The sequence below is a fragment of the Actinosynnema pretiosum genome (assembly GCF_002354875.1).
In the GTDB taxonomy this organism is placed as follows: Bacteria; Actinomycetota; Actinomycetes; order Mycobacteriales; family Pseudonocardiaceae; genus Actinosynnema; species Actinosynnema auranticum.
Map to the genome: position 1 here is coordinate 6200535 of NZ_CP023445.1, position 21167 is coordinate 6221701.

The following is a 21167-nucleotide window of genomic DNA, read 5'->3' on the forward strand; positions in this document are numbered from 1 at the left end:
AGCGGACGCCTCCAGCGTCACGCGGACCCCTGACGAGGCTGGGCGGCGCCCCAGGCACGACGAGCGGATGAACGGTCTTTGCCGCGCTGGCTACCCTCGGCTTCGTGACACGCCGACCACGCCTGCTCGCGACGAGCGACCTGCACGTGACGTACCAGCAGAACCGGGAGTTCGTCACCGAGCTGACCGCGCCATCGCCGGACGACTGGCTGATCGTCGCCGGTGACGTGGGCGAGAAGTTCCACGACGTCGAGTGGGCGCTCGGCCTGCTGCGCAAGCGGTTCCGCGAGGTCGTCTGGGTGCCGGGCAACCACGAGCTGTGGACCACCAAGGACGACCCGGTGCAGAGCCGGGGCGAGGTGCGCTACCGGCAGCTCGTCGAGATGTGCCGCTCGCTGGGCGTGCACACCCCCGAGGACCCGTTCCCGGTGTTCGACGGCGAGGGCGGCCCGGTGGCCGTCGCGCCGCTGTTCACCTTGTACGACTACACCTTCCGGCCCGCGGGCACGACCGACAAGGAGTCCGCGCTCGCCAAGGCCGTCGAGGCCGGGGTGGTGTGCACCGACGAGTACTTCCTGCACCCGGACCCGCACCCGAGCCGCGACGAGTGGTGCCGGGCCAGGATCGCGGAGAGCGCGCGCAGGCTGGACGAGGTCGACCACGAGCTGAGGACGGTGCTGATCAGCCACTGGCCGCTGGTGCGCGACCCCACGCTGGTGCTGCGGTACCCGGAGTTCGCGCTGTGGTGCGGCACCGAGCTGACCGCCGACTGGCACCTGAAGCACCGGGCGGCCGTGGCGGTGTACGGGCACCTGCACATCCCGCGCACGATCCGGGTGGACGGGGTGCGCTTCGACGAGGTGTCGCTGGGCTACCCGCGCGAGTGGAAGCCGCGCGGCTGGACGGGTGCTCCGCTGCTGGACGTGCTGCGGGAAGGGGACGCGCGGTGATCGAGGAGCTGCTGCCGGACGGGGTCGCCGCGGTGGAGGCGTTCGGCGACCCGCCGGAGGCCGTGCTGCTGCCCGAGGAGGAGGAGCACGTGGCGCGCGCGGTGGACAAGCGGCGCCGCGAGTTCACCACGGGCAGGCACTGCGCGCGCGGGGCGCTGGCGAAGCTGGGGTTCCCGCCGGTGCCGCTGCTGCCCGGCCCGAAGCGGGAACCGGGGTGGCCCGAGGGCGTGGTCGGGAGCATCACGCACTGCACCGGGTACCGGGCGGCCGTCGCCGCGCGCGCCGACGCCGTGTGGACGGTGGGCATCGACGCCGAGCCGAACCAGCCGACCCCGGAGGGCGTGCTGGCGGCGGTGGCCCTCCCGCGCGAGCAGGACATGGTGGCGCTGCTGGGGGCGCGCGACCCGTCGGTGCACTGGGACCGGCTGCTGTTCAGCGCCAAGGAGTCGGTGTACAAGTCGTGGTTCCCGCTGACCCGGCGGTGGCTGGGCTTCGAGGACGCCGAGCTGGTGCTCGGCCGCGACGGCACGTTCACCGCGCGCGTGCTCGTGGAGCACCCGGTCGTGGACGGGCGGGCGGTGTCCGGGTTCACCGGCAGGTGGCTGGCGCGGGAGGGGTTTGTGGTGACCGCGATCGCGGTACCCGCTCGCTGACCCGTGCGCCGCGCTCCGGAAGCGGCCTCGGCAGGGGCCGCGCACCGGGCGCGGTGGTGGAGGGGCGCAGTGGGCGACGACGTCGAGCGGCACGAGTTCAGCCGCGAGGACCGGACGCGCTACCGCACGAAGGTGCGGCGGTGCCTGGACGTGTTCACCCGGATGCTGGAAGAGGAGCGGTTCGAGGTCGACCGGCCCATGACCGGGCTGGAGATCGAGCTGAACCTGGTGGACGAGGCCGGGGACCCGGCGATGCGCAACGCGGAGGCGTTGGAGGCCATCGCCGACCCGGACTTCGTCACCGAGCTGGGCCAGTGGAACGTGGAGATCAACGTGCCGCCGCGCGAGCTGGCAGGCGGCGGGTTCGCGGAGCTGGAGGCCACGGTCCGCACCAGCCTCAACCAGGCGGAGAAGCGGGCGCGCGAGGTCGACGCGCACATGGTGATGGTCGGGACGCTGCCGACGTTGCAGGCCAGGCACATGGCGGTGGACGCGCTGTCCGGGAACCCGCGCTACGCGCTGCTCAACGAGCAGGTGCTGGCGGCGCGCGGCGAGGACCTGGAGATCAACGTCGACGGGGCCGAGCGGTTGCAGATGACCGCGGACTCGATCGTGCCGGAGGCGGCGTGCACGAGCACGCAGTTCCACCTGCAGGTGTCGCCGGAGCGGTTCCCGGCGTACTGGAACGCGGCGCAGGCCATCGCGGGGATCCAGGTGGCGGTGGGGGCGAACTCGCCGTTCCTGCTGGGGAAGGAGCTGTGGCCGGAGACCCGGATCGCGCTGTTCCAGCAGGCGACGGACACCCGCAGCGACGAGCTGAAGGAGCAGGGCGTCCGGCCGCGGGTGTGGTTCGGGGAGCGGTGGATCACGTCGATCTTCGACCTGTTCGAGGAGAACGTGCGGTACTTCCCCGCGCTGCTGCCGATCTGCGCCGAGGAGGACCCGGAGCGGGTGCTCGCGGACGGCGGCGTGCCGTCGCTGGCGGAGCTGCGGCTGCACAACGGGACGATCTACCGGTGGAACCGGCCGGTGTACGACGTGGTGGGCGGCAGGCCGCACCTGCGGGTGGAGAACCGGGTGATGCCCGCCGGGCCGACGGTCGTGGACACGATGGCGAACGCGGCGTTCTACTACGGGCTGGCGCACGCGCTGGCGCAGGACGAGCGGCCGGTGTGGTCGCAGATGTCGTTCTCGGCGGCGGAGGAGAACTTCCTGGCGGGGGCGCGGCGGGGGATCGACGCGCAGGTGTACTGGCCGGGGCTGGGGACGGTCCCGGTGGTGGAGCTGGTGCTGCGGCGGCTGCTGCCGCTGGCGCACGAGGGGCTGGTCGGGCTCGGCGTGGACGAGCGGGAGCGGGACCGGCTGCTGGGGATCGTGGAGCAGCGGTGCCTGCGCGGGGTGAACGGGGCGACGTGGCAGACGCGGGCGTTCCACCGGGCCTGCGACGGGACGTCGCTGGAGCGGCCGGAGGCGCTGCGACGGGTGCTGCGGGGGTACCGGGACCTTATGCACACGAACGAGCCGGTGCACTCGTGGCCGGTGGCGGGGTGAGGGTGCGAATCGCCGCCTGAACGGCGGTACCAAGCACGAAACCTAGCCGAATCCGCACAATTGCGGTTACAGAAGGTTCATGAGCCTCAATCTGTTCACCCATAAGGACGTATAGCGCGATTACTCGGCGTGTCGATTATCAGGTTTTGATCAAGCCGTTTTAGGCTGCCGGAAGCCGCTCTTCCACGTGGTGCGGCGTCGGGGTCGGTCCTGTCAGTCAACTCGCCCTGGGTGGTTCGCCAGTGCACCTTGCAAGCTTCTCGATTCGCGGTTTTCGCTCCCTGGCCGAGGTGGAGGACATCCCGATCGGGAGTCCGACGATCTTGGCCGGTCCCAACGACGGCGGTAAGTCCTCGGCACTAGACGCGGTGAAGTTCCTGCTGGGCCGCTACTCCCCCATCGAGGACGACCGCACCTACTTGGAGGGCGAGTCCGACGGCGGACGCGCCGCTATCGAGGTCATCGGCCGGTTCCGGCTCGACCCATGGGAGCAGGAGAGGTTCTCGCTGCTCGCCGAGGTCAAGCTGCGCAGGATCATGGAGGACGGCCAGGACGCCCGCTACGAGGCGTGGGGTCCGATCCCTGACGACGAGGATCTGCGCGACCTCTCCCGGTTGAGGGTCTCGGACCTGAGGGAGCTGGTGCAGAAGTACGGCCTTCGCCCGCAGTCACCCGGCAACAAGCCCGAACTGCTGGCGGCGGTGCAGGAGTACGCGCGGGAGCACTCCAGCGGCGAGGGGTGGACAGGCGTACCGCCGAACCTGACCGACCGCCTGCCGCACGTCGTGGCGTTCACGGGCAAGACGCTGGACCCGGAAGCCGCCGTCGCAGAGATCCTGGGACAGCAGTTGAAGGGGTACTTGCAGGAGGAGAGCACCCGCAAGCAGATCGAAGTGCTGGAGGGTGATGCACAGGACTGGCTCGTCACTCAGGCGCAGCCGCTCATCGACCACATCACCCGACGCTGCAAGGACATCACCGAAGTCGCGGTAAAGCCAGACATCTCCATGAGCCCTCGCCTGCGCTCGGCCTCGCTGCGGTTGAAGCGCTCGACGGGAGAGCAGGTCCGGCTGGACCGGTCCGGTCAGGGCAGCGCACGGCGAATCTCGCTGGCGGTCTGGGAAGCGTCCACCGACATCTTGGTCGAAGAGCAGCAGGACAAGGAGTCGTTGGCGGAGAACGGCCCGCCGGTGCCGACGATCGTGGTGTACGACGAGCCCGACACCCACCTCGACTACCACTACCAGCGGGAGGTCATGGAGCTGATCCGCGAGCAGTGTCGGGTGCCGAACACCAGCGTGGTGGTGGCCACCCACTCCATGAACCTGATCGACGGCGTGGACCTGCAGGACGTCGTGCGGCTTGAACTGGACGAGACGAGGCGCACTCGCGTCGAACGGCTGGGCGCAGACAGCGGACACGATGGGTTCGACCTGCACCTGCAGTCCATCGCCACTGCGGTCGGTCTGCGCAATTCGGTACTGCTGCACGAGCGGTGCTTCTTGGCAGTGGAAGGAGAAACCGAGCAGAAAGCCATCCCGGTGCTGTTCAAGCTCTCCGAGGGCCTGCAGCTCCAATCGGCAGGCATCGCGCTGTGGGCGTGCGGCGGCAACTCCGGCGCGCTGCACCTGGCTGACTACCTGCACAAGCACGGGCGAACCGTGGTGTTGCTGATCGATGCCGACTGCGAGAAGCGGGACAGGATGTTCCGGCGAGCCAACCTGGAGAAGGTGTTCAGCCCAGAGGACTACGACGACGTCGTCACGTTCCTGGGCAAAGCCCAGGGCTTCATGGAGTTCGAGGAGTTGTTTGACGACAGCACTTGGGCGGACACGGCCAACGAGCAGTGGCCGCGAACGGACAGGGCGCCCTGGGATTCGAACGACTTCGCGGCCCATCGGAACGGCAAGAAGTTCAGCGACCAGGTCATCGCCATGCTGAGGTCCGAGAGCAAGGCCTCACCCTCCGGCAAGCCTGCCCTGGTCATGGAGGTCGTCAACCGTTTGAAGAGGCCTGACCAAGTGCCGCAAGGGCTGCGAGACGTCTTCGCAGATCTTCGGAAGTCTGCGAGCTGAGGTCTTCAGCGGGGACGAGGCTTCGAGCCTTTCGCCGAGCCAGCATCCTTGCTTTGCGCTGTTCGGAGCTGGGCTCGACCCAGCCGTGCCACTTCACCTCGGGCACCCACAGGCGTCCGTGGGCCAACTTGTCCGCCCCGCACCAGCGGCAGCCGTTCGGGCTAACTACCGTCTCGCGTTCTCTCGCATCACCCATCGCTTCCTCCCGTGGACATTTGTACCCCGGACCCCTGACAAAAACGGGCCCTGAGCAGGCCGAAGACCCACTGTTGGGTTACCGTGGCGGCGGCGCGGAAACGGGGGCGCCGCCGCCCGAAGGGTGCTAGGAGCCGGGGACGACCGCGTGTCAGCCCCCGGCCGCCACCCGTGCCGCGCCCCTGCGCGCCAACCTTTCCAGGTCCCGCTCCCCCTCACAGGTCTGCGCGCCCGCCGCCATCATCCCGACAAGCAGCTCGCCCGCTGCGGGCCTCGCGAACAGCCCCGCAGACAGGTCCTCCGCCGGGATCGCGCGCTTGGTCGCCGCGATCACCCTCTCCGGCAGCGCCGCGATGTTCGCCGCCAGCCGGTCCACGAACGCGTCCAGCTCGTCGGCGGGCAGCAGGCGGTTCACCCAGCCGTAGCGCTCCGCCGATTCCGCGTCGAACAGGTCCGCGCCCAGCACGATCTCCAGCGCCCCGTTCCGCCCCGTACTGGCCGTCACGTACTGCGTCCCGCCGCCGGGCACGATCCCGCCCGGCGCCTCGACCTGCCCGAGCCCGGCCCGCCAGCTTCACGATGTCCACCTGCGGCTGCCCACACAGCAGCTCCCCCAGCTCCTGGAACGCGTTGACGCCCCTCGGGCAGGTCCGCCGACAGCTCCACGACCTGCTCGGGCGTGGTGGTCATATCGACGTGCGCCAGGAAGAACTCGGGGCCGGCGCTGTTGAACACGATCATCCGCGTCGACCCGTCCGAGCGCAGCGCGATGAGCAGCCGCTTCAGCTAGGTGATCAGCCGGGCGTCCAGGACGTTCACCGGCGGGTTGTCGACGGTCACGCAGACGACGCCGTTCTCGGCGCGCCCCCGCAGCGGGTGCTCACGCGCACCCTGTGCCGCCTGGAGCACTCCGGGGAGAGCGCGCGCGGCGGTCGTACGACGGGGAGCGCTAGTGGGTCTTCCACTCCGAGGCGAGCTCGGGCAGCAGCACGCGCCACGGGAGCGCGGCGAGCACGTCCTGGCGCGCGGACAGCACGAGGCGGCCGGGTTCGGCGCCCGCGTCGACCCACACGACGCTGAGCGCCTCGCCGCCGCGCGCCCGCGCCGGGTCGCCCCCGACGACGACCCGGCGCGAGCTGGTGCCGCCGTCCGACAGCTCGGAGTGCCGGGCGGTGAGGGCCTCGACGGCGGCGGCGAGCCGGTCCTCCCCCAGGCCCGCCCTGACCCGAACCGTCATCGACTCGTAGGACGCGGCAGGAACGACCGGGGTCGTGGACACCGAACAACCACCTTCTCCGTTTAGGTAAGGCTAACCTAGCCTTAGAGTGGCGTGTTACGGGGGTGTGACGCGACCCCTGTGGGTGGGTATCGCCGGGAACCCCGGTCGCGATAGCCGGAGGCGGTGCAGATCACTCCGGTTGTCCGAAGGGGCGCGTGGCGCGGACGGCCTGCCCGGCGGCCCTGGCCCCGGAGGTCACCGCCTCAGTAGTGGTCGCCGCCGAAGAACTGCTCCTCCAGGGTGTCCGCCGTCCCCGCGAGCAGCGCCAGCGGGTCGGTGAACTCGTGGATGTCGAGCGTCTCCAACGGCAGCGAGTGGCGCAGCACGACGTGCTCGCCCATGATCGCCGCGCCGCACGCGATCGACGAGTGGCCGATCTCCTCCAGAAGCGCCTTCAGGTCCACCGCAGCCGCCAACCCCATGGGCGTCGCGATCTGGACCCACTCGTGCTTCCGGTCGAGCACCTCGCGGACCAGGATGATCACCTGCGTCCGCTCGTCCTCCTCGTCCAGGTGGTCGAACGTGAATAGGATGCGGATCTCGTCGCCCTCCTGGGCGATGACGTCGTACTGGTCGCGGACGTAAGCCGCCAGATCACCCCAAGTAGCCATCAGGCCACTCTAGGGCGCTTCCCCACCGCGGTGGCCCACGATCCGGCGGCCAGCACGGCCACCACCTCGACCAGCACCAGCGCCCGCTCGACGTACCCCAGCGGGAACACCCGCCACCACGCCGTGCCGCCCGACGCGTCCACCAGCAGCGCGTACACCAGCGGGCTCAGCGCGAGCACGGACAGCCAGCCCAGCGCGAACACCCGGCGCGCGTGCGCGCCCCACGCGGCCGAGCGCAGCCACGGCCTCGACAGCAGCAGCGCCGCCACCGGCAGGCTCAGGAACGCGAGCACGCTCGCCACCCGGTGCACCGTGCCGCTCGCGCTCGGCCCGCCCATCGCCCAGTTGTGCTTGGGGAACAGCACGACCAGCGTCAACCCGGCCGACCACAGCGCCATCGCCACCGCGCCCGGCGACCACCACCGCGCCACCCCGGCCCGCACCAGCGCGACCAGGATCGCCACCGACCCGGCCGCGAGCAGCAGCACGCCGACGTCGAACACCCACTTCTGCGGGCCCAGCGCGTACTCGCTGATGGTCCGCCGCAGGCTGTGGGGGTTGGTGACGGCGCGGTGCAGGTCCAGGCCGCCGATCAGGGCGACGGTCAGCACCACGGCCAGGGCGCCCCCCGGTCCGGCGAACCGGGAGGGCGCAGCGGTCTCCGCGTTCAGCACACCGGGCAGAACGGGCGCGCGGGCGGCGGGGTTCCCCGGTTCAGGAAACCGACAGGAGCCGCGGGGGTCAGCGCACCGCGAGCGGGAGGTCGGCCGGGGAGCCGACGGGCCACTTCAGCGGGTCGTCGCCCAGCTCGGCCAGCGCCTCCACCTGCAGCAGGCACCACGGCGAGATCGGCCGGGCGCCCGAGAGGACGGCGGGCGCGAAGTCGGCCCAGATGACCCACTCGACGTCGTCCACCTCGTCCGGGTTGGGCGCCGGGTCGGTGTCGATCACGCCCCGGTACACCGGGCACATCTCGTTCTCCACCACCCCGTTGTCCATGACCGCGCGGTACCGGAAGCCGGGAAGGACCAGGTCCAGCTCGACGTCCGGGAGCCCCAGCTCCTCGGCGAGCCGCCGCCGCACCCCGGCCTCCAGGTCCTCGCCCGGCGCGGGGTGGCCGCAGCACGAGTTGGTCCACACGCCCGGCCAGGTCTTCTTGTGCAGCGCTCGCCGGGACAGCAGGAGTCTGCCGTCCCGGTCGAAGAGGTAGCTGGAGAACGCCAGGTGAAGCGGCGTCTCCTCGTGGTGCACAGTCGCCTTGTCGGCCTCGCCCACGGCCGCACCGGTCTCGTCCAGCAGCACAACCCGTTCCACGGTTGATCACCCTGCCACAGCGCTGCCCCGGACGGCGACCGCGCGATGGGGTGATCACACCCGCAGGACCGTGGCGACGACCCGCCGGACGGCGTCCCCGGTGGCGCCGGGGCCGGTGTGCAGGAGGTGGGTGGAGCCGACGAGCGCGGGGCCGAGGGCGTCGGCGGGGAGGGTGTCGGGGAGGCGGCCCGCGGCGCGCTCGGCGTCGAGGTAGGCGGTGATGCGGACGGCGGCGTCGGTGAGGACCGGGACGCCCGCGGGCCAGGCGTCGCGGAGGCGGTCGCGGAGCGCGGTGCGGAAGGTGAGCAGGGGGACGACGGCGACCGCGGCCGAGGCGTAGAGGGCGGTGAGGGCGGAGGTGAGGTTGTCCACCACCTCGCCGCGGCCGACCCGGTCGGGGAGGCGGTCGACCTCGGGGGTGGGGCGGGCGGCGCGGTCGAGGACGAACTCGGCGAGGAACGCGTCGAAGTCCGCGAAGTGGCGGTGCAGGACGCCCTTGGCGACGGACGCCTCGGTGGTGACGGCGCGGCTGGTGAGGCCGCTGGGGCCGTCGCGGAGCAGGACTCGCTCGGCGGCGGCGAAGAGCTGGTTGCGCGCGTCCTGGATCGCCACGCCTGTGGGCACTCCGGGTCTCCTCTCGGGCGGGGGGCAGTTTAGCCGGGGGTGGTCGAGTGGGCGGCTGCCCGCTTAGAGTGGGCGGATGCCCACTCATGAGTCGCCGCACGACGCCCGCGAGATCGCCGAGTCGTTCGGCGTGGACGCGGACCGCTACGACCGAACCCGTCCCTCTTACCCATCCGGGGTGGTGGAGGCGGTGTTAGCTGCACTTTCCGGTGGTTCTGGGGTGGGGGGTGGTGCGGGGGTCGGGGACGCGCCGGGCGTGGTGGAGGTGGTGGACGTCGGTTGCGGGACCGGGATCGTCGCGCGGCAGTTCCGGGACGCCGGGTGCCGGGTGCTGGGGGTCGAGCCGGACCCCCGGATGGCCGAGTTCACCCGCGAGGGTGGGATACCGGTGGAGGTCGCGCGGTTCGAGGAGTGGGAGGCGGCGGGGCGGCGCTTCGACGCGGTCGTGTGCGGCCAGGCGTGGCACTGGATCGACCCCGACGCGGGGGCCGCGCGTGCCGCGGGCGTGTTGCGCCCAGGTGGGGTGCTGGCGATCTTCTGGAACGCGGCTCGGGTGGTCGGCGAGGTGGGCGAGCGGTTCGACCAGGTGTACCGGGGTTTGTTGCCAGGGGCTCCGGGGAAGGGTGCCGGGACTTTTGGCGGCGACTACTCGCCGCTGGGCGACCGGGCGGTCGCGGGCGTCAAGACGACCGCCGCTTTCGAGGAGCCGATCCGGCTGCGGTTTCCCTGGGAGCGGGTGTACCAGCGGGACGAGTGGCTGGACCTGCTGCCGACGACCGGGTTGTTCACCCGGATGCCGCGTGAGTTGTTGGCGCGGGTGCTCGACGAGGTCGGGGCGACGATCGACTCGGTGGGCGGGGAGCTGACGGTGAGCTACACCTGTGAAACGGTCATTGCCCGGCGGGGTGCTGCATAGACGTGGCGCTGAGCAGACGCGGCGCTGAGCAGAAGCGGTGCCGAGTAGAAGCGGCGCCGAGTAGACGCACTGCTGGAGGCCGGGGCGCCCCTGCATAACGGGCTGTCCCTGCGGCCTGCCTGACACCGAGCGAACGGACCGCTCACCCAAGGTTGAACGGTCCGTTCAACCGAGAGCGAGCAAACCCGCCGGTTGAACGGACCGTTCGCTCAGGCGCACCAGGACCAGCACCCGCGCATCCACATCCACACCCGCGGGCACAGGCAGGTACCCGCGGACACGGGCGCAGGCACAGGCAGGCACAGGCAGGCACCCGCAGACACGAACAGGCACGGGCAGGAATACCCATCAGGCATCGCCAGTGGTACTGGCACAAGCGGTTGAACGGACCGTTCAACCGGCCAAGCCCCCTACCCGACGCGGATTACGATCTTGCCGACTCGGCCGTCCTCGATCTGGCGCGCGTGTGCGCTTTCCGCGTCCTCGAAGTCGAACACGCCGTCGATGACGGGGGTCAGGTTCAGGCGGGCCACTTCGGCCGCTACCGCTTCCAGTTCCAGGCGGTTCCCCACCGCCAGGGACCTGAGGGTCGCGCGGGTGCGGAAGAGGGTGGACGTGCGCACTTCCTCGCGGGACGGCGCGACCAGGGCCACCTCGCCGAACGGGCGCAGTGCGCTGAGCGAGCGCGTCAGGCCCGCGCCCACCTCGATCACGCGGTGGGCGCCGCCGAAGCGGGTCCACACCTCGGACGGCCAGTCCGGGGTCGTCACCCGGTTGATGACCTCCGCGCCGAGGGTGGTGAGCAGGTCGGCCTTGGTGTCGGTGGAGGTCGTGGCCACGACCCGCGCGCCGCGCGCTACCGCCAACTGCACGACGAACAGGGACACGCCGCCCGTGCCCTGGGTGAGCACGACGTCGCCCTCGTTGACGCCGCGCAGCGCCACCCACGCGGTGGTCGCGGCGCACGGGAGGGTCGCGGCGGTCTCGTAGTCGACGCCGGTCGGGATCGCGGCCAGGGCTTCCTCGGGGATCACGCGGTGCTCGGCCAGCCAGCCGTCGACGTCGATCGAGTACTGCTCGCCGCTGGCGGGGACGGGCTGGGTGGTCCAGCCGGGGAGGAAGGCGCCCACCACGCGATCTCCCGCGGCGAACCTGGTGACGCCATCACCGAGCGCGACGACCTCGCCCGCGCCATCCGACAGGGGGATCACGCCAGGGTTGGGTTGGGCGGCGTAGTCGCCCGCGCGGATCAGGACGTCGCGGTGGTTCAGGGACGCGGCCTTGACCTTGACCAGCACCTCGCCCGGTCCGGGGGTCGGGGTGGGGTCGTCCACCGGGGTCCAGCGGTGGTCGGTCAGGCGGAACGCGCGCATCGGGGTCTCCACTCGTTCGGGTGGATTCCTACGGTAGGAACGACGCCTGGGACTGGTGATACCTTTTCGTCGCTTTTTCCTGCCCGATCGTCCAGGGAGCGTGGCGTGGACCCCGTCGACGACATCCTGACCACGATGGGGCTGGCCCACCGGTCCCACCACCGGGTGACGGCGTCCGCGCCGTGGGGAGTGGCATTCTCCGGGGCCGCGCCGATGCGGCTGGTCGTGGTGGCGCGGGGGCGGTGCGTGCTCAGCGAGGGCGGGCGCGTGGTGGAGCTCGGCGCCGGGGACTGCCTGGTGGTGCGCGGGGGCGCGGAGTTCGCGCTGTCCGACGCGGCCGAGCGGGTTCCGGCGCCCGCGCGGGAGGTGCTGACGGCGCGGGAGGTCGCGGTCGGGGGTGGCGGCGCGGGGTGCGAGGTGCTGGTGGCGGCGTTCTCGTTCGACGCGGTCGCCGCCGAGCCGCTGCTTCCCCGGTTGCCGGACGTGCTGCGGGTGTCGTTGCGGGGCGGGAACCTGCGGCGGGTGCTGGCGACGGTGGAGCTGATGGTGCTGGAGTCGGGGGACGGGTTCAGCTCGGAGCTGGTGCTGGGGAAGTTGGGGGACGTGCTGCTGGTGCAGGTGGTGCGGGCCTGGTGCGCGGGGTCCGGGGACGACCGGCCGGGGTGGTTGGCGGCGCTGCACGATCCCCGGCTCTCCCTCGCCACGCGGGCGATGCACGGGGATCTGGCGCACCCGTGGACGGTGGCGTCGCTGGCCGGGCGGGCGGGGATGTCGCGGTCGGCGTTCGCGGCGGCTTTTCGGGAGCGGACCGGGGAGTCGCCGTTGGCGCACTTGACCTACTGGCGGATGCACCGGGCGAAGGCACTGCTGCGGGAGGGGCGGACGTTGCAGGAGATCGCGGTTCGGGTGGGGTACGAGACGGACACGGCGTTGAGCCGGGCCTTTCGGCGGGCGGAGGGGGTTTCGCCAGGGCGGTGGCGGGGGTTGGTGGCGAAGGTCGGGGACTCGGGTGGGGAGGCTTGCCCGGTGGCTTGAGGGCGCGGGGGCGCGCTCGGTGGTGCAGCGGGCACGGGTGGGTGAAGCGGCGGGCTGATCGGGTGATCGGCGGGGAAGTCGGGTGGCCGGGCGGGGTGGGCTGCGAGCCTGGGGAGCGGGGGACGCGGTCTCGCTCGGGGGTGAGCGGTGGGGTCGATCGGGGACGTCGCCGCGCGGGTGGCGGTGGTGGTCGGCGAGGTCGAGCGCTGCGCGGCGGCGCTGGTTCGCGCGCGGGAGTCGGCGGAGGAAGCGTTCTCGCTGCTGGCGGTCGCCCTGGAGGGGGCGGTGGGGCTGGAGTGGGAGTCGGCGCTGGCGCTGTCGGCGATCGCGGACGTGGTCGACGGGATCGCGGACGAGCTGCTGCCCGCGCTGGCCGGGGTCGCGGCGCGGCTGGAGGCGGTTCGCGCGCGGCTGGTCGGGGAGGGCGGGGCTGCGGGGGTGGTCCCGGAGGTCGGGGACGGACCGCCTGCGGTTCCGGCGGAGGAGGTCGAGCGGCTTCGCCGGGAGCTGCCGCCGCCCGTCGTGCCGGGGGCGGGGCAGAAGACGCACGGGCGGTGGATCGGGCCGGACGGGCGGGTTCGGGCGATCGTGAGCGGGCGGGACGAGGACGCCGGGCTGGTCCTCAGCCAGTTGGCGGCGAAGGGGATGCCCGACGAGCCCACCCGGAACTCCGACGTGGAGCAGAAGTTGGCCGCGCACATGGTGGCCAACGGGATCCGCCACGCGACCGTGGTGATCAACCACCGGCCGTGCCGGGGTTTTGACGACTCGTGCGACACCCTCGTGCCGATCATTCTCCCCGAGGGCTGCACACTCACCGTGCACGGACAGAGCGACAAGGGGATGCGCGTCCGGGTGCGCTACACGGGAGGAGCACAGCCTTGGTGGAGCTAGAGGCATGGTACGGCGACGACCAAGAAGACGCGGTTCCCGTCCGGACCGCCGCAGAGCTGGACGCCGTGTTGGACGAGGTCTCCGCGATGCGCGGGCGGGTCATCGTGCACCTGAAGGTGGCCCGGCCGCCAAGCCTGGACGTGCGCCGGATGATCCTCAACGTCGGACTGAACGGTGACGCAGGACTGGGGTCGCTGTTCTACCGGTCGCCGAGCGGGGCGTGGTACAGCCAGGGCGCGGCGGCTAATCCGTCGGTGACGGAGCTGCTGTACTACTACATGAACTCCGACACCGAGTACCCGCTCGACTGCGAGATCCCCATCGACGCGGTGCGGCGCGCGGCCCACGAGTACCTGGGCGCGGTGGACAGGCGGCCGTCGGCTCCGGGGTGGCAGGTCTTCTAGGCGTTCGAGAGCCGCGGGTGCCGCGCGCCGCCCTCCGGGAGGAACCCCTCCGGAGGGCGGCGCGCGGCACCCGGCCTAGTCGGCGTGCCTGAGCACGCTCTCCACCTCGGCGCGGAACGCCGCCACCCCGTGGTCGCCGGTCGGCGCGCCGTGGGCCTGGAGCAGGTGGAGCAGGGCCGCGCCGCTCGCCGAGCGGCGGGCCTTCGCGCGGAAGCCGAACGCGGACTCGTAGACCGTCACCGACGTCGCCAGGGCCGCCGCCACCGTCGCCAGGAACGCCAGCGGGGAGCGGTGGTCCGGGGTCGCCACGGCCAGGGCGCCCAGGGCCGCCGCGCCGGTGAACAGAAGGACGGACGCCGCGGTCGTCCAGCGCCTCGCCCTCGTGTACGCCGCCTTCGCCGCCTCCAGGCGGGCCAGGCGTTCGCCCACCCGGTGCCTGAGGTAGGCGCGCAGGAACTGCTCCCGGTGGTCCGCCGCCGACACCGGGCCGGTGATCAGCGGGGTCCGCCTCGGGGGCGGGGTGAGCAGGGCGGGGCTCGCCTGCCTGGTGACGCGGGGCCTCGCCGGTTTGCGCGGGGCGCGGGCGGGCTTCTCGGCGGGGTCCGCGGGGGGAGCGCCCGGCCCGGCCGTGCGGGCGGCGTGCCTGCCCCTGGCCGGGTCCACCGGGACCGCCCTGGTCGCGTCGTCCGGGTCGCCCTGCGGCTCGAACGCCACGCGGGCCGTCGGGTCCGGCACGTCCTCCTCGCGCAGCCTCCCGGTCGGGGCGCTGCGGAGCGGCCTGCCCTTCTTCTTCGCCTGGTCCCCGCCGCCGAGGCGGTCGGTGATGCCGTCGCCGCTCACGCCGCGCCCACCGGCTCGTGGCGGTGCCGCGCGACGGCCGTGACCAGCGCGCGCACCCGCTCCTCCCGCTCCGCCTCGTTCTTCGGCGGTGGCGTGGACAGGTGGTCGAAGTACAGCGCCCGCAGCAGCTCGGCGCGCGAGCGGAACTCGACGTCGTCCGCGCCGCGCGAGACCACGGCCAGCACGGCGGCAGCCGCGCCCGCCACCGCGACGAGCACGCCCGGCCACGGCACGTCCCGCAGCCACACCTGGAGCGCGGCGAACGAGGTGGTCGCGAAACCGGCGAGGATCGCCGCCGAGGCCAGCAGTCTGCCGCGCTCGCGCGTCCGCAGCGACTCCACCTCGCACTCGTGCAGGGCGGGCGCGATGATCTCGTTCGCCTCGTGGATCGCGTCGGCCAGCAGGGGGTAGTCGAGCACGAAGCCGGGGTCGACGACGGGGCGCGCGTCGGGGGCGCGGAAGCGCAGCCGGGGCCACAGGGCGAGCGCGGGCGCGTCGGCGCGCAGCGGGGTTCCCGCCTTCGAGCCGAGCACGCCGCGCAGCACCGCGAGCACCCGCTCCGGGCCCTCGTCCACGTGCACGACGGCGACCTGGCCCGCTCGGGCGAGCACGCCGACGTCCTCGTCGGCGAGCGCGCCGGACACCAGCTCGTCGGCCAGCCCGCCGGTGCCCGCGAGCAGCAGCAGGGGGCGGTCGTGGCCGAGGTGCTCCACCAGCGCCGCGCGGGCGCCCTCGTCGCCGCCGAGCAGGACCACCAGGGCGGGCCGCTTGCGGGCGACCGCGTCGACCACGCGCAGCAGCGCCGGGACCTCGTCGCCCCAGCGGGAGCCGGGGACCAGGACGGCCGTGTCGTGGCGCTGGTTCAGCGGCAGCTCGCCGGGGCGGGGTTCGGCGTCGTCGGCCGCGACCAGGCGGCCGGGGGCGATGCCCACCAGCCTCGGCGCGGCGTCGAGCGCCTCGGACGCCAGGCCGGCCAGGTGCGCCACGCCCAGGTCGGCGCCGGTGGTGAGGACCACGGCGCCCGCTCGGCGGGCTTCGGACAGGACGGTCCGCAGCACCGGCAGGACGGTGGCGGACAGCTCGGGATCTAGGGGTTCGGGGCTGCCGAGCAGCGCGACGACCGGACGTCCCCGTGGGAGTCCGAGCGCTCGGGCCCTGATGTCGGCGTCCGGGTGGGCCAACCGCCGCACCCTGGGACCGCCAGCCGCAGGAGACATGCCGGGGACCCTAGCGGGGGCGACTGCGAAATTCACCCGTCAGGGGGCAATTTCTCCCCAGGTAGAGTTCCACGGCGATGAGCACGTCCGAACAGGCGCAGGCCGGGGGCTCCCCCGCCGAAGTACCGCCGGTGGAACCAGCAGCAGTGCCCGGCATCGACCCGGCCGAGATGGAGATCGCGCTGCGGGTGCTGGCGCAGGTCGACGACCTGCCGCCCGAGCACCCGGACACGATCGCGCTCCGGCGCGCGACCTCCCGCATCTACAAGCAGGTGCGCAAGAACCGGAAGACGGCCCGGCGGCGGGAGGTGCTGGACGCCGACAACTCGGTGATCGCGGCCACCGCGACCGGGTCGCCCACGCGGATCGACGACGAGACCGCGGGCATCCTGCTGCGCGAGCCCGAGCCGGGCGAGTCGGCGGGGACCTTCCGCAAGGCGCGGCCGTGCTACATCTGCAAGCAGCGCTACACCCAGGTGGACGCCTTCTACCACCAGCTCTGCCCGAGGTGCGCGGCGCTGAACCGCTCGAAGCGGGACGCCAGGACCGACCTGACGGGGCGGCGGGCGCTGCTCACCGGCGGGCGGGCCAAGATCGGGATGTACATCGCGCTGCGGCTGCTGCGGGACGGCGCGCACACCACGATCACCACGCGGTTCCCGCACGACGCGGTCCGGCGCTTCGCGTCGATGCCCGACAGCGGGGACTGGCTGCACCGGCTGCGCGTGGTCGGGATCGACCTGCGCGACCCGGCGCAGGTGGTGGCGCTGGCCGACTCGGTGGCGGCGGCCGGACCGCTGGACATCCTGATCAACAACGCGGCGCAGACCGTGCGGCGCTCGCCGGGGGCGTACGCGCCGCTGGTCGCGGCCGAGTCCGACCCGCTGCCGTCCGGGCCGCTGCCGGAGCTGGTGAGCTTCGGGCACAGCTCGGCCGCGCACCCGCCCGCGCTGACCGGCGGCCTGCCGGGTGGCGCCGGGGTGGACGTGACGGCACTGGCGCTGGTGGCCGGGTCGTCGCTGATCGACGCGGGCGGCCTGGTGCCGGACGTGGCGGAGAGCAACAGCTGGGTGCAGACGGTGGGCGAGGTCGACCCCGTCGAGCTGCTGGAGGTGCAGCTGTGCAACAGCACCGCGCCCTTCATCCTGGTGTCGCGGCTGCGCCCGGCCATGGCCGCGTCGAAGGCGCGGCGCAAGTACGTGGTGAACGTGTCGGCCATGGAGGGGGTGTTCGGGCGCGGGTACAAGGGCGCCGGGCACCCGCACACGAACATGGCCAAGGCGGCGCTGAACATGCTGACGCGCACCAGCGCGGCGGACGTGTTCGAGGACGGCATCCTGATGACCTCGGTGGACACCGGGTGGATCACCGACGAGCGCCCGCACTTCACGAAGCTGCGCATGGCCGAGGAGGGCTTCCACGCGCCGCTGGACCTGGTCGACGGGGCCGCGCGGGTGTACGACCCGGTGGTGCGCGGCGAGGCGGGCGAGGACCTGTACGGGTGCTTCCTGAAGGACTACGGCCCCTATTCGTGGTGACGGACCGGTCGGGTCGGCGGGGGCCGGTGGGCAAAACGCCGTGCCCCCTCCACCGATCGGGTCAGCCGGGTGGAGATACTGCGGTGCATGTTCAGCGCCAACGGCAGGCACGTCCACTCACCGGGTGACTTGGTCGACCTGCTGGAGTGCGAGCACCGCTCCCGGCTGACCACCGCGCTGACCAAGGGCGTGCCCGACGCCCCGCAGCCCGCTCCCCCGCAGGACCTGCTCGCGGCGCGGCACGGGCTCGCGCACGAGAAGGCCGTGCTGGAGCGGTTCCTGGCCGCGGGCGAGGTCTTCGAGGTGCCGCAGCCCGCCCCGGTGCACGAGGCGCTGGTGGAGGCCGCCGCGCTGACCAGGGACGCCATCGCGCGCCGGGTCCCGGTGATCTACCAGGGTGTCTTCTACGACGGGGACTTCCACGGGCGGGCGGACTTCCTGGTGCTGACCGGGGAGGGGTACGAGCCGCACGACGCCAAGCTCGCCCGGCACCCCACGCCCGCCGCGGTCGTGCAGCTGACCGCGTACTCGGCGGCGCTCGGCGACCAGGCGGGCCCGAAGGCGCACCTGCTGCTGGGGGACAACACCACCAGGACGTTCCGGGTCTCCGACTTCCTGCCGATCGTCGCCGACCTGCGGGCCCGGCTGCGCGCCACCCTCGCCGCGCCGCCCGCGCTCCCGGCGAGGCTGTGGGACGACGAGCGGCCCGCGTGCGCCACCTGCCGGTTCTCCGCGCACTGCGCCGACGGGCGCGAGCGCTCCCGCGACCTGTCGCTGGTGGCGGGCATCCGGACCGACCAGCGGCGCAAGCTCGCCTCCGCCGGGCTGGACACCATCGACGCGCTCGCGAACGCCACCAACACCGAGCGCCCCACGACCATGTCGCAGGGGACGTTCGCCGGGTTGCGCGCGCAGGCCGCGCTGCAGGTCATCCAGGACACCTCGCGCACCCGCGACAACCCGGTCGGCAAGGTCGCCTACGAGGTCGTGGTCCCGGACGCGCTCGCGTCGCTCCCCCGGCCCAGTCCCGGCGACCTGTTCTTCGACATGGAGGGCGACCCGTACGCGCTCGCGGGCGAGGGCCTGGAGTACCTGTTCGGCGTGGTCACGCACGAGGAGGTGTTCACCCCGTTCTGGGCGCACACCCGGCCGCAGGAGAAGGCCGCGTTCGAGCGCCTGGTCGACCTGGCGACCTCGCGGTTGGCCGAGCACCCCGACGCGCACGTCTACCACTACGCGCCCTACGAGGTGAGCGCGCTCAAGCGGCTCGCCGCGCTGCACGGCACGCGCGAGGAGGAGGTCGACCACCTGCTGCGGTCGAACGCGCTGGTGGACCTGTACGCGGTGGTGCGCAAGGCGTTGCGGGTGTCGCAGCGGTCGTACTCGATCAAGTACCTGGAGCCGCTCTACATGCCCGAGGCCCGCTCGGGCGAGGTCAAGAACGCGGTGTCGAGCATCGAGGCGTACGAGGAGTACCTGGTGCTGACCTCGATGGGCGACACCGGGCGCGCCGAGGAGGTGCTGGACGGGATCGCCGAGTACAACGCCTACGACTGCGTGTCGACGCTGCGGCTGTACCGGTTCCTGCTCCAGGTGCGGGAGGAGGCGGGGATCGAGCCGCGCGCGGCCGAGCAGTCGCTGTACGAGGAGATCGAGGACGAGATCGCCCAGCAGCGGCGGGCCGAGCGGGCGGAGCGGATCGCCGCCGTGGTGGACCCGCTGATCGAGGGCCTGCCGGACAACCCGGCCGACTTCACCGACGACGAGCGGGCGCGGGCGCTGCTGGCGGCGGCGGTCGGGTACCACCGGCGGGAGACGAACCCGGCGTGGTGGGACTTCTTCCGGCAGCTCGCGGCCCCGCTGTCGGAGCTGGAGTCGGACAGCTCGTGCGCGGTCGCGGTGTCGGTGCGGGCGGACGACTGGGTGCAGCCCTCGGGACGGGTGAAGAAGGCCAAGCGGGAGGTGCGGGTGCGCTGCGACCCGGACCGGCCGCACCCGTTCAGCAAGGGCGAGAAGGTGCGGCTGCTCTACCCCGGCACGCCGGACAGCGAGACCCGCGACGCCGAGGTGCTGTTCGAGTCCGCCGACGAGGTGGTGCTGCTGGAGAGCGCTTCCCCCGACGAGGCCGGGGGCGGGAACCCGGTGGCGGTGCTGCCGGGGTCGCCGGTGCGGCCCGCGCCCAAGGACGAGGCGGTGTACGAGCTGGCGCGGCTGGTGGTGGAGCACCTGCCGGAGCTGCCCGCGCACCCCGGCGTCGACCTGGCCCGGCGGCTCGCGCCCCGGCTCAGGACGGACGCGCTGCCGCGGTCGGGTGACGTGATCGCGGACGTCATCGGGGCGGTGGACGCGCTGGCCGGGTCGGTGCTGGCGGTGCAGGGGCCACCCGGCGCGGGCAAGACGTACCTGGCGGGGCGGTTGATCGCGCACCTGATCGCGGGTGGGCGCAGCGTCGGGGTGACGTCCAACAGCCACAAGGCCGTGGAGAACGTGCTCACCGCCGCCATCAAGGCCGGGCGGGAGCTGGGGGTGCCGATCCCGGCGGCCAAGAACCCCAAGGGGCAGCCGGTGAAGGACTGCCTGTGGGAGCAGACGAAGAACAACCCGGCGCTGCTGCGCTGGCGCGAGGACCAGGGTGGCGGGCACCTGGTCGGCGGCACGGCGTGGACGTTCTCCAACGCGGCCATGCGGGAGCAGCCGTTCGACGTGCTGATCGTGGACGAGGCGGGGCAGTTCGCGCTCGCCGACGCGCTGGCGGTGTCCACGGCCGCGCGGAACCTGGTGCTGCTGGGTGATCCGCAGCAGCTGCCGCAGGTCGTGCAGGGCACGCACCCGGCGGGCGTGGACGCGTCGGCGCTCGGGCACGTCATCGGGGACGCGGACGTGATGCCGCCCGAGCTGGGCTACTTCCTGGCGCAGACGCGGCGGATGCACCCGTCGGTGTGCCTGCCGGTGTCGAACCTGTCGTACGCGGGGCTGCTGCACGCGCACGAGAGCGCCGGGGCGCGGCGGGTGGTCGGGATCGAGCCGGGGCTGTACGTGCGGGAGGTCGACCACCGGCACAACACCACCAAGTCCGACGAGGAGGCGGCGGCGGTCGTCGAGCTGGTCGCGGCGATCGTGGGGCGGGAGTGGGTGGACGGGGGCGACAGGCGGCCCCTGGAGTGCTCGGACGTGCTCGTGGTCGCCCCCTACAACCTGCAGGTGCGGCTGGTGAAGCGGGAGCTGGAGCGGCGCGGGTTCGGCGAGGTGCGGGTGGGGACGGTGGACCGGTTCCAGGGGCAGGAGGCGCCGGTGGTGATCAGCACCATGACGTCCTCGTCGGCGGTGGACCTGCCGCGCGGGCTGGACTTCCTGCTCTCGCGGAACCGGGTCAACGTGGCGCTGTCGCGGGCGCAGGCGCTCGCGGTGGTGGTGTGCTCGCCGCGGCTGGTGGAGGCGGACATCCGGGGCGTCGAACAGCTGCGGCTCGTTTCCGGGATGATCGGGCTGCTCGGCGAGGCGCGTAATTGGAACAATTCTCCGGTTGCCGCGGACGTGGCGGCGGGGTGAACCGCAGGGCGGCGCCGGCGGGTGCTACCGGCGGTCGGTGAGGCTGTTTCCGCAGGTTCCCGAGGCCCTGGACCTGGAACGTCGGCACGGGCACCGGTACGGCCGCGTCCCGCTTTCGCGGGGCGCGGCCTTCTTCGTGACACCGGAAA

The 21167-nt window shown here is 72.7% G+C and carries 20 protein-coding genes; 10 read left to right on the top strand and 10 right to left on the bottom strand.

The annotated features are described in order from the left end of the window. The first annotated feature begins 104 nt into the window (after positions 1 to 104). From CNX65_RS26310 to CNX65_RS26325, 4 genes are all read left to right on the top strand, one after another. On the top strand, positions 105 to 950 hold the full coding sequence (locus tag CNX65_RS26310) for a metallophosphoesterase family protein (protein WP_096496151.1): 846 nt from the start codon (positions 105 to 107) through the stop codon (positions 948 to 950). Further along, complete coding sequence (locus CNX65_RS26315) at positions 947 to 1603, top strand: 4'-phosphopantetheinyl transferase family protein (RefSeq protein ID WP_177154688.1); 657 nt, start codon at positions 947 to 949, stop codon at positions 1601 to 1603. Before CNX65_RS26310 ends, CNX65_RS26315 begins: the two co-directional genes overlap by 4 nt. A 69-nt stretch (positions 1604 to 1672) precedes the next feature. Further along, on the top strand, positions 1673 to 3154 hold the full coding sequence (locus tag CNX65_RS26320; RefSeq protein ID WP_096496152.1) for a glutamate--cysteine ligase family protein: 1482 nt from the start codon (positions 1673 to 1675) through the stop codon (positions 3152 to 3154). Positions 3155 to 3396: 242 nt separating this feature from the next. Continuing rightward, complete coding sequence (locus CNX65_RS26325; protein WP_096496153.1) at positions 3397 to 5229, top strand: ATP-dependent nuclease; 1833 nt, start codon at positions 3397 to 3399, stop codon at positions 5227 to 5229. A 346-nt stretch (positions 5230 to 5575) separates the two neighbouring features. Here CNX65_RS26325 and CNX65_RS37430 read toward each other — a convergent pair whose 3' ends face one another. From CNX65_RS37430 to CNX65_RS26360, 7 genes are all read right to left on the bottom strand, one after another. Continuing rightward, complete coding sequence (locus CNX65_RS37430; protein ID WP_232520019.1) at positions 5576 to 5929, bottom strand: enoyl-CoA hydratase/isomerase family protein; 354 nt, start codon at positions 5927 to 5929, stop codon at positions 5576 to 5578. Positions 5930 to 6210: 281 nt separating this feature from the next. Beyond that, positions 6211 to 6333: a hypothetical protein gene (locus CNX65_RS38025; protein WP_256374212.1), complete on the bottom strand. Its 123-nt coding sequence runs from the start codon at positions 6331 to 6333 to the stop codon at positions 6211 to 6213. 40 nt (positions 6334 to 6373) lie between these two features. Beyond that, positions 6374 to 6703, bottom strand: a complete 330-nt coding sequence (locus CNX65_RS26340) for a condensation domain-containing protein (RefSeq protein WP_096496155.1) — start codon at positions 6701 to 6703, stop codon at positions 6374 to 6376. A gap of 203 nt (positions 6704 to 6906) precedes the next feature. Then, a complete protein-coding gene (locus CNX65_RS26345) occupies positions 6907 to 7314 on the bottom strand; it encodes a type III secretion system chaperone family protein (protein WP_096496156.1) in 408 nt (135 codons plus the stop codon). Further along, positions 7314 to 7988: a DUF998 domain-containing protein gene (locus CNX65_RS26350; RefSeq protein ID WP_096496157.1), complete on the bottom strand. Its 675-nt coding sequence runs from the start codon at positions 7986 to 7988 to the stop codon at positions 7314 to 7316. Before CNX65_RS26350 ends, CNX65_RS26345 begins: the two co-directional genes overlap by 1 nt. Before the next feature lie 67 nt (positions 7989 to 8055). Continuing rightward, entirely contained in the window at positions 8056 to 8628 is a 573-nt protein-coding gene (gene idi / locus CNX65_RS26355; RefSeq protein WP_096496158.1) for an isopentenyl-diphosphate Delta-isomerase, read from the bottom strand. A 54-nt stretch (positions 8629 to 8682) separates the two neighbouring features. Then, positions 8683 to 9252, bottom strand: coding sequence for a TetR/AcrR family transcriptional regulator (locus CNX65_RS26360; protein ID WP_096496159.1), 570 nt, complete (start codon positions 9250 to 9252; stop codon positions 8683 to 8685). Between the two features lie 76 nt (positions 9253 to 9328). Between CNX65_RS26360 and CNX65_RS26365 the strand changes: the two genes are divergently transcribed. After that, complete coding sequence (locus tag CNX65_RS26365) at positions 9329 to 10168, top strand: class I SAM-dependent methyltransferase (RefSeq protein WP_096496160.1); 840 nt, start codon at positions 9329 to 9331, stop codon at positions 10166 to 10168. 410 nt (positions 10169 to 10578) lie between these two features. On the opposite strand, the gene CNX65_RS26370 is transcribed toward CNX65_RS26365, so the two are convergent. After that, positions 10579 to 11541: a zinc-dependent alcohol dehydrogenase family protein gene (locus tag CNX65_RS26370; RefSeq protein ID WP_096496161.1), complete on the bottom strand. Its 963-nt coding sequence runs from the start codon at positions 11539 to 11541 to the stop codon at positions 10579 to 10581. Positions 11542 to 11646: 105 nt separating this feature from the next. Here CNX65_RS26370 and CNX65_RS38030 point away from each other — a divergent pair, with 105 nt between their 5' ends. From CNX65_RS38030 to CNX65_RS26385, 3 genes are all read left to right on the top strand, one after another. Continuing rightward, positions 11647 to 12576: an AraC family transcriptional regulator gene (locus tag CNX65_RS38030; RefSeq protein ID WP_096496162.1), complete on the top strand. Its 930-nt coding sequence runs from the start codon at positions 11647 to 11649 to the stop codon at positions 12574 to 12576. 147 nt (positions 12577 to 12723) lie between these two features. Then, positions 12724 to 13470 carry a DddA-like double-stranded DNA deaminase toxin gene (locus tag CNX65_RS38035; protein ID WP_096496163.1) on the top strand — a complete coding sequence of 249 codons (747 nt, stop codon included), beginning with the start codon at positions 12724 to 12726 and terminating at the stop codon, positions 13468 to 13470. Continuing rightward, positions 13461 to 13874: an Imm1 family immunity protein gene (locus CNX65_RS26385; RefSeq protein ID WP_157767867.1), complete on the top strand. Its 414-nt coding sequence runs from the start codon at positions 13461 to 13463 to the stop codon at positions 13872 to 13874. Before CNX65_RS38035 ends, CNX65_RS26385 begins: the two co-directional genes overlap by 10 nt. Positions 13875 to 13949: 75 nt before the next feature. Here the strand turns inward: CNX65_RS26385 and CNX65_RS26390 are convergent, their stop codons facing one another. Together CNX65_RS26390 and CNX65_RS26395 are read right to left on the bottom strand one after the other, a co-directional pair. Next, a complete protein-coding gene (locus tag CNX65_RS26390) occupies positions 13950 to 14714 on the bottom strand; it encodes a dihydrolipoyllysine-residue succinyltransferase component of 2-oxoglutarate dehydrogenase complex (protein ID WP_096496165.1) in 765 nt (254 codons plus the stop codon). Next, positions 14711 to 15931, bottom strand: a complete 1221-nt coding sequence (locus tag CNX65_RS26395) for a hypothetical protein (RefSeq protein ID WP_218182401.1) — start codon at positions 15929 to 15931, stop codon at positions 14711 to 14713. Before CNX65_RS26395 ends, CNX65_RS26390 begins: the two co-directional genes overlap by 4 nt. A 170-nt stretch (positions 15932 to 16101) precedes the next feature. On the opposite strand from CNX65_RS26395, the gene CNX65_RS26400 reads away from it, so the two are divergent. Next, entirely contained in the window at positions 16102 to 17469 is a 1368-nt protein-coding gene (locus CNX65_RS26400) for an SDR family NAD(P)-dependent oxidoreductase (RefSeq protein WP_218182456.1), read from the top strand. Positions 17470 to 17556: 87 nt separating this feature from the next. After that, entirely contained in the window at positions 17557 to 21018 is a 3462-nt protein-coding gene (locus tag CNX65_RS26405) for a TM0106 family RecB-like putative nuclease (protein ID WP_096496168.1), read from the top strand. The last annotated feature ends 149 nt before the right edge of the window (positions 21019 to 21167 follow it).

What these genes read in the sequence shown, in the direction of transcription:
- CNX65_RS26345 (WP_096496156.1), bottom strand. Translation starts at nt 7,314, where the DNA reads ATGGCTACTTGGGGTGATCTGGCGGCTTACGTCCGCGACCAGTACGAC.
- CNX65_RS26365 (WP_096496160.1), top strand. Translation starts at nt 9,329, where the DNA reads ATGCCCACTCATGAGTCGCCGCACGACGCCCGCGAGATCGCCGAGTCG.
- CNX65_RS26370 (WP_096496161.1), bottom strand. Translation starts at nt 11,541, where the DNA reads ATGCGCGCGTTCCGCCTGACCGACCACCGCTGGACCCCGGTGGACGAC.
- CNX65_RS26395 (WP_218182401.1), bottom strand. Translation starts at nt 15,931, where the DNA reads ATGTCTCCTGCGGCTGGCGGTCCCAGGGTGCGGCGGTTGGCCCACCCG.
- CNX65_RS26400 (WP_218182456.1), top strand. Translation starts at nt 16,102, where the DNA reads ATGGAGATCGCGCTGCGGGTGCTGGCGCAGGTCGACGACCTGCCGCCC.
- CNX65_RS26405 (WP_096496168.1), top strand. Translation starts at nt 17,557, where the DNA reads ATGTTCAGCGCCAACGGCAGGCACGTCCACTCACCGGGTGACTTGGTC.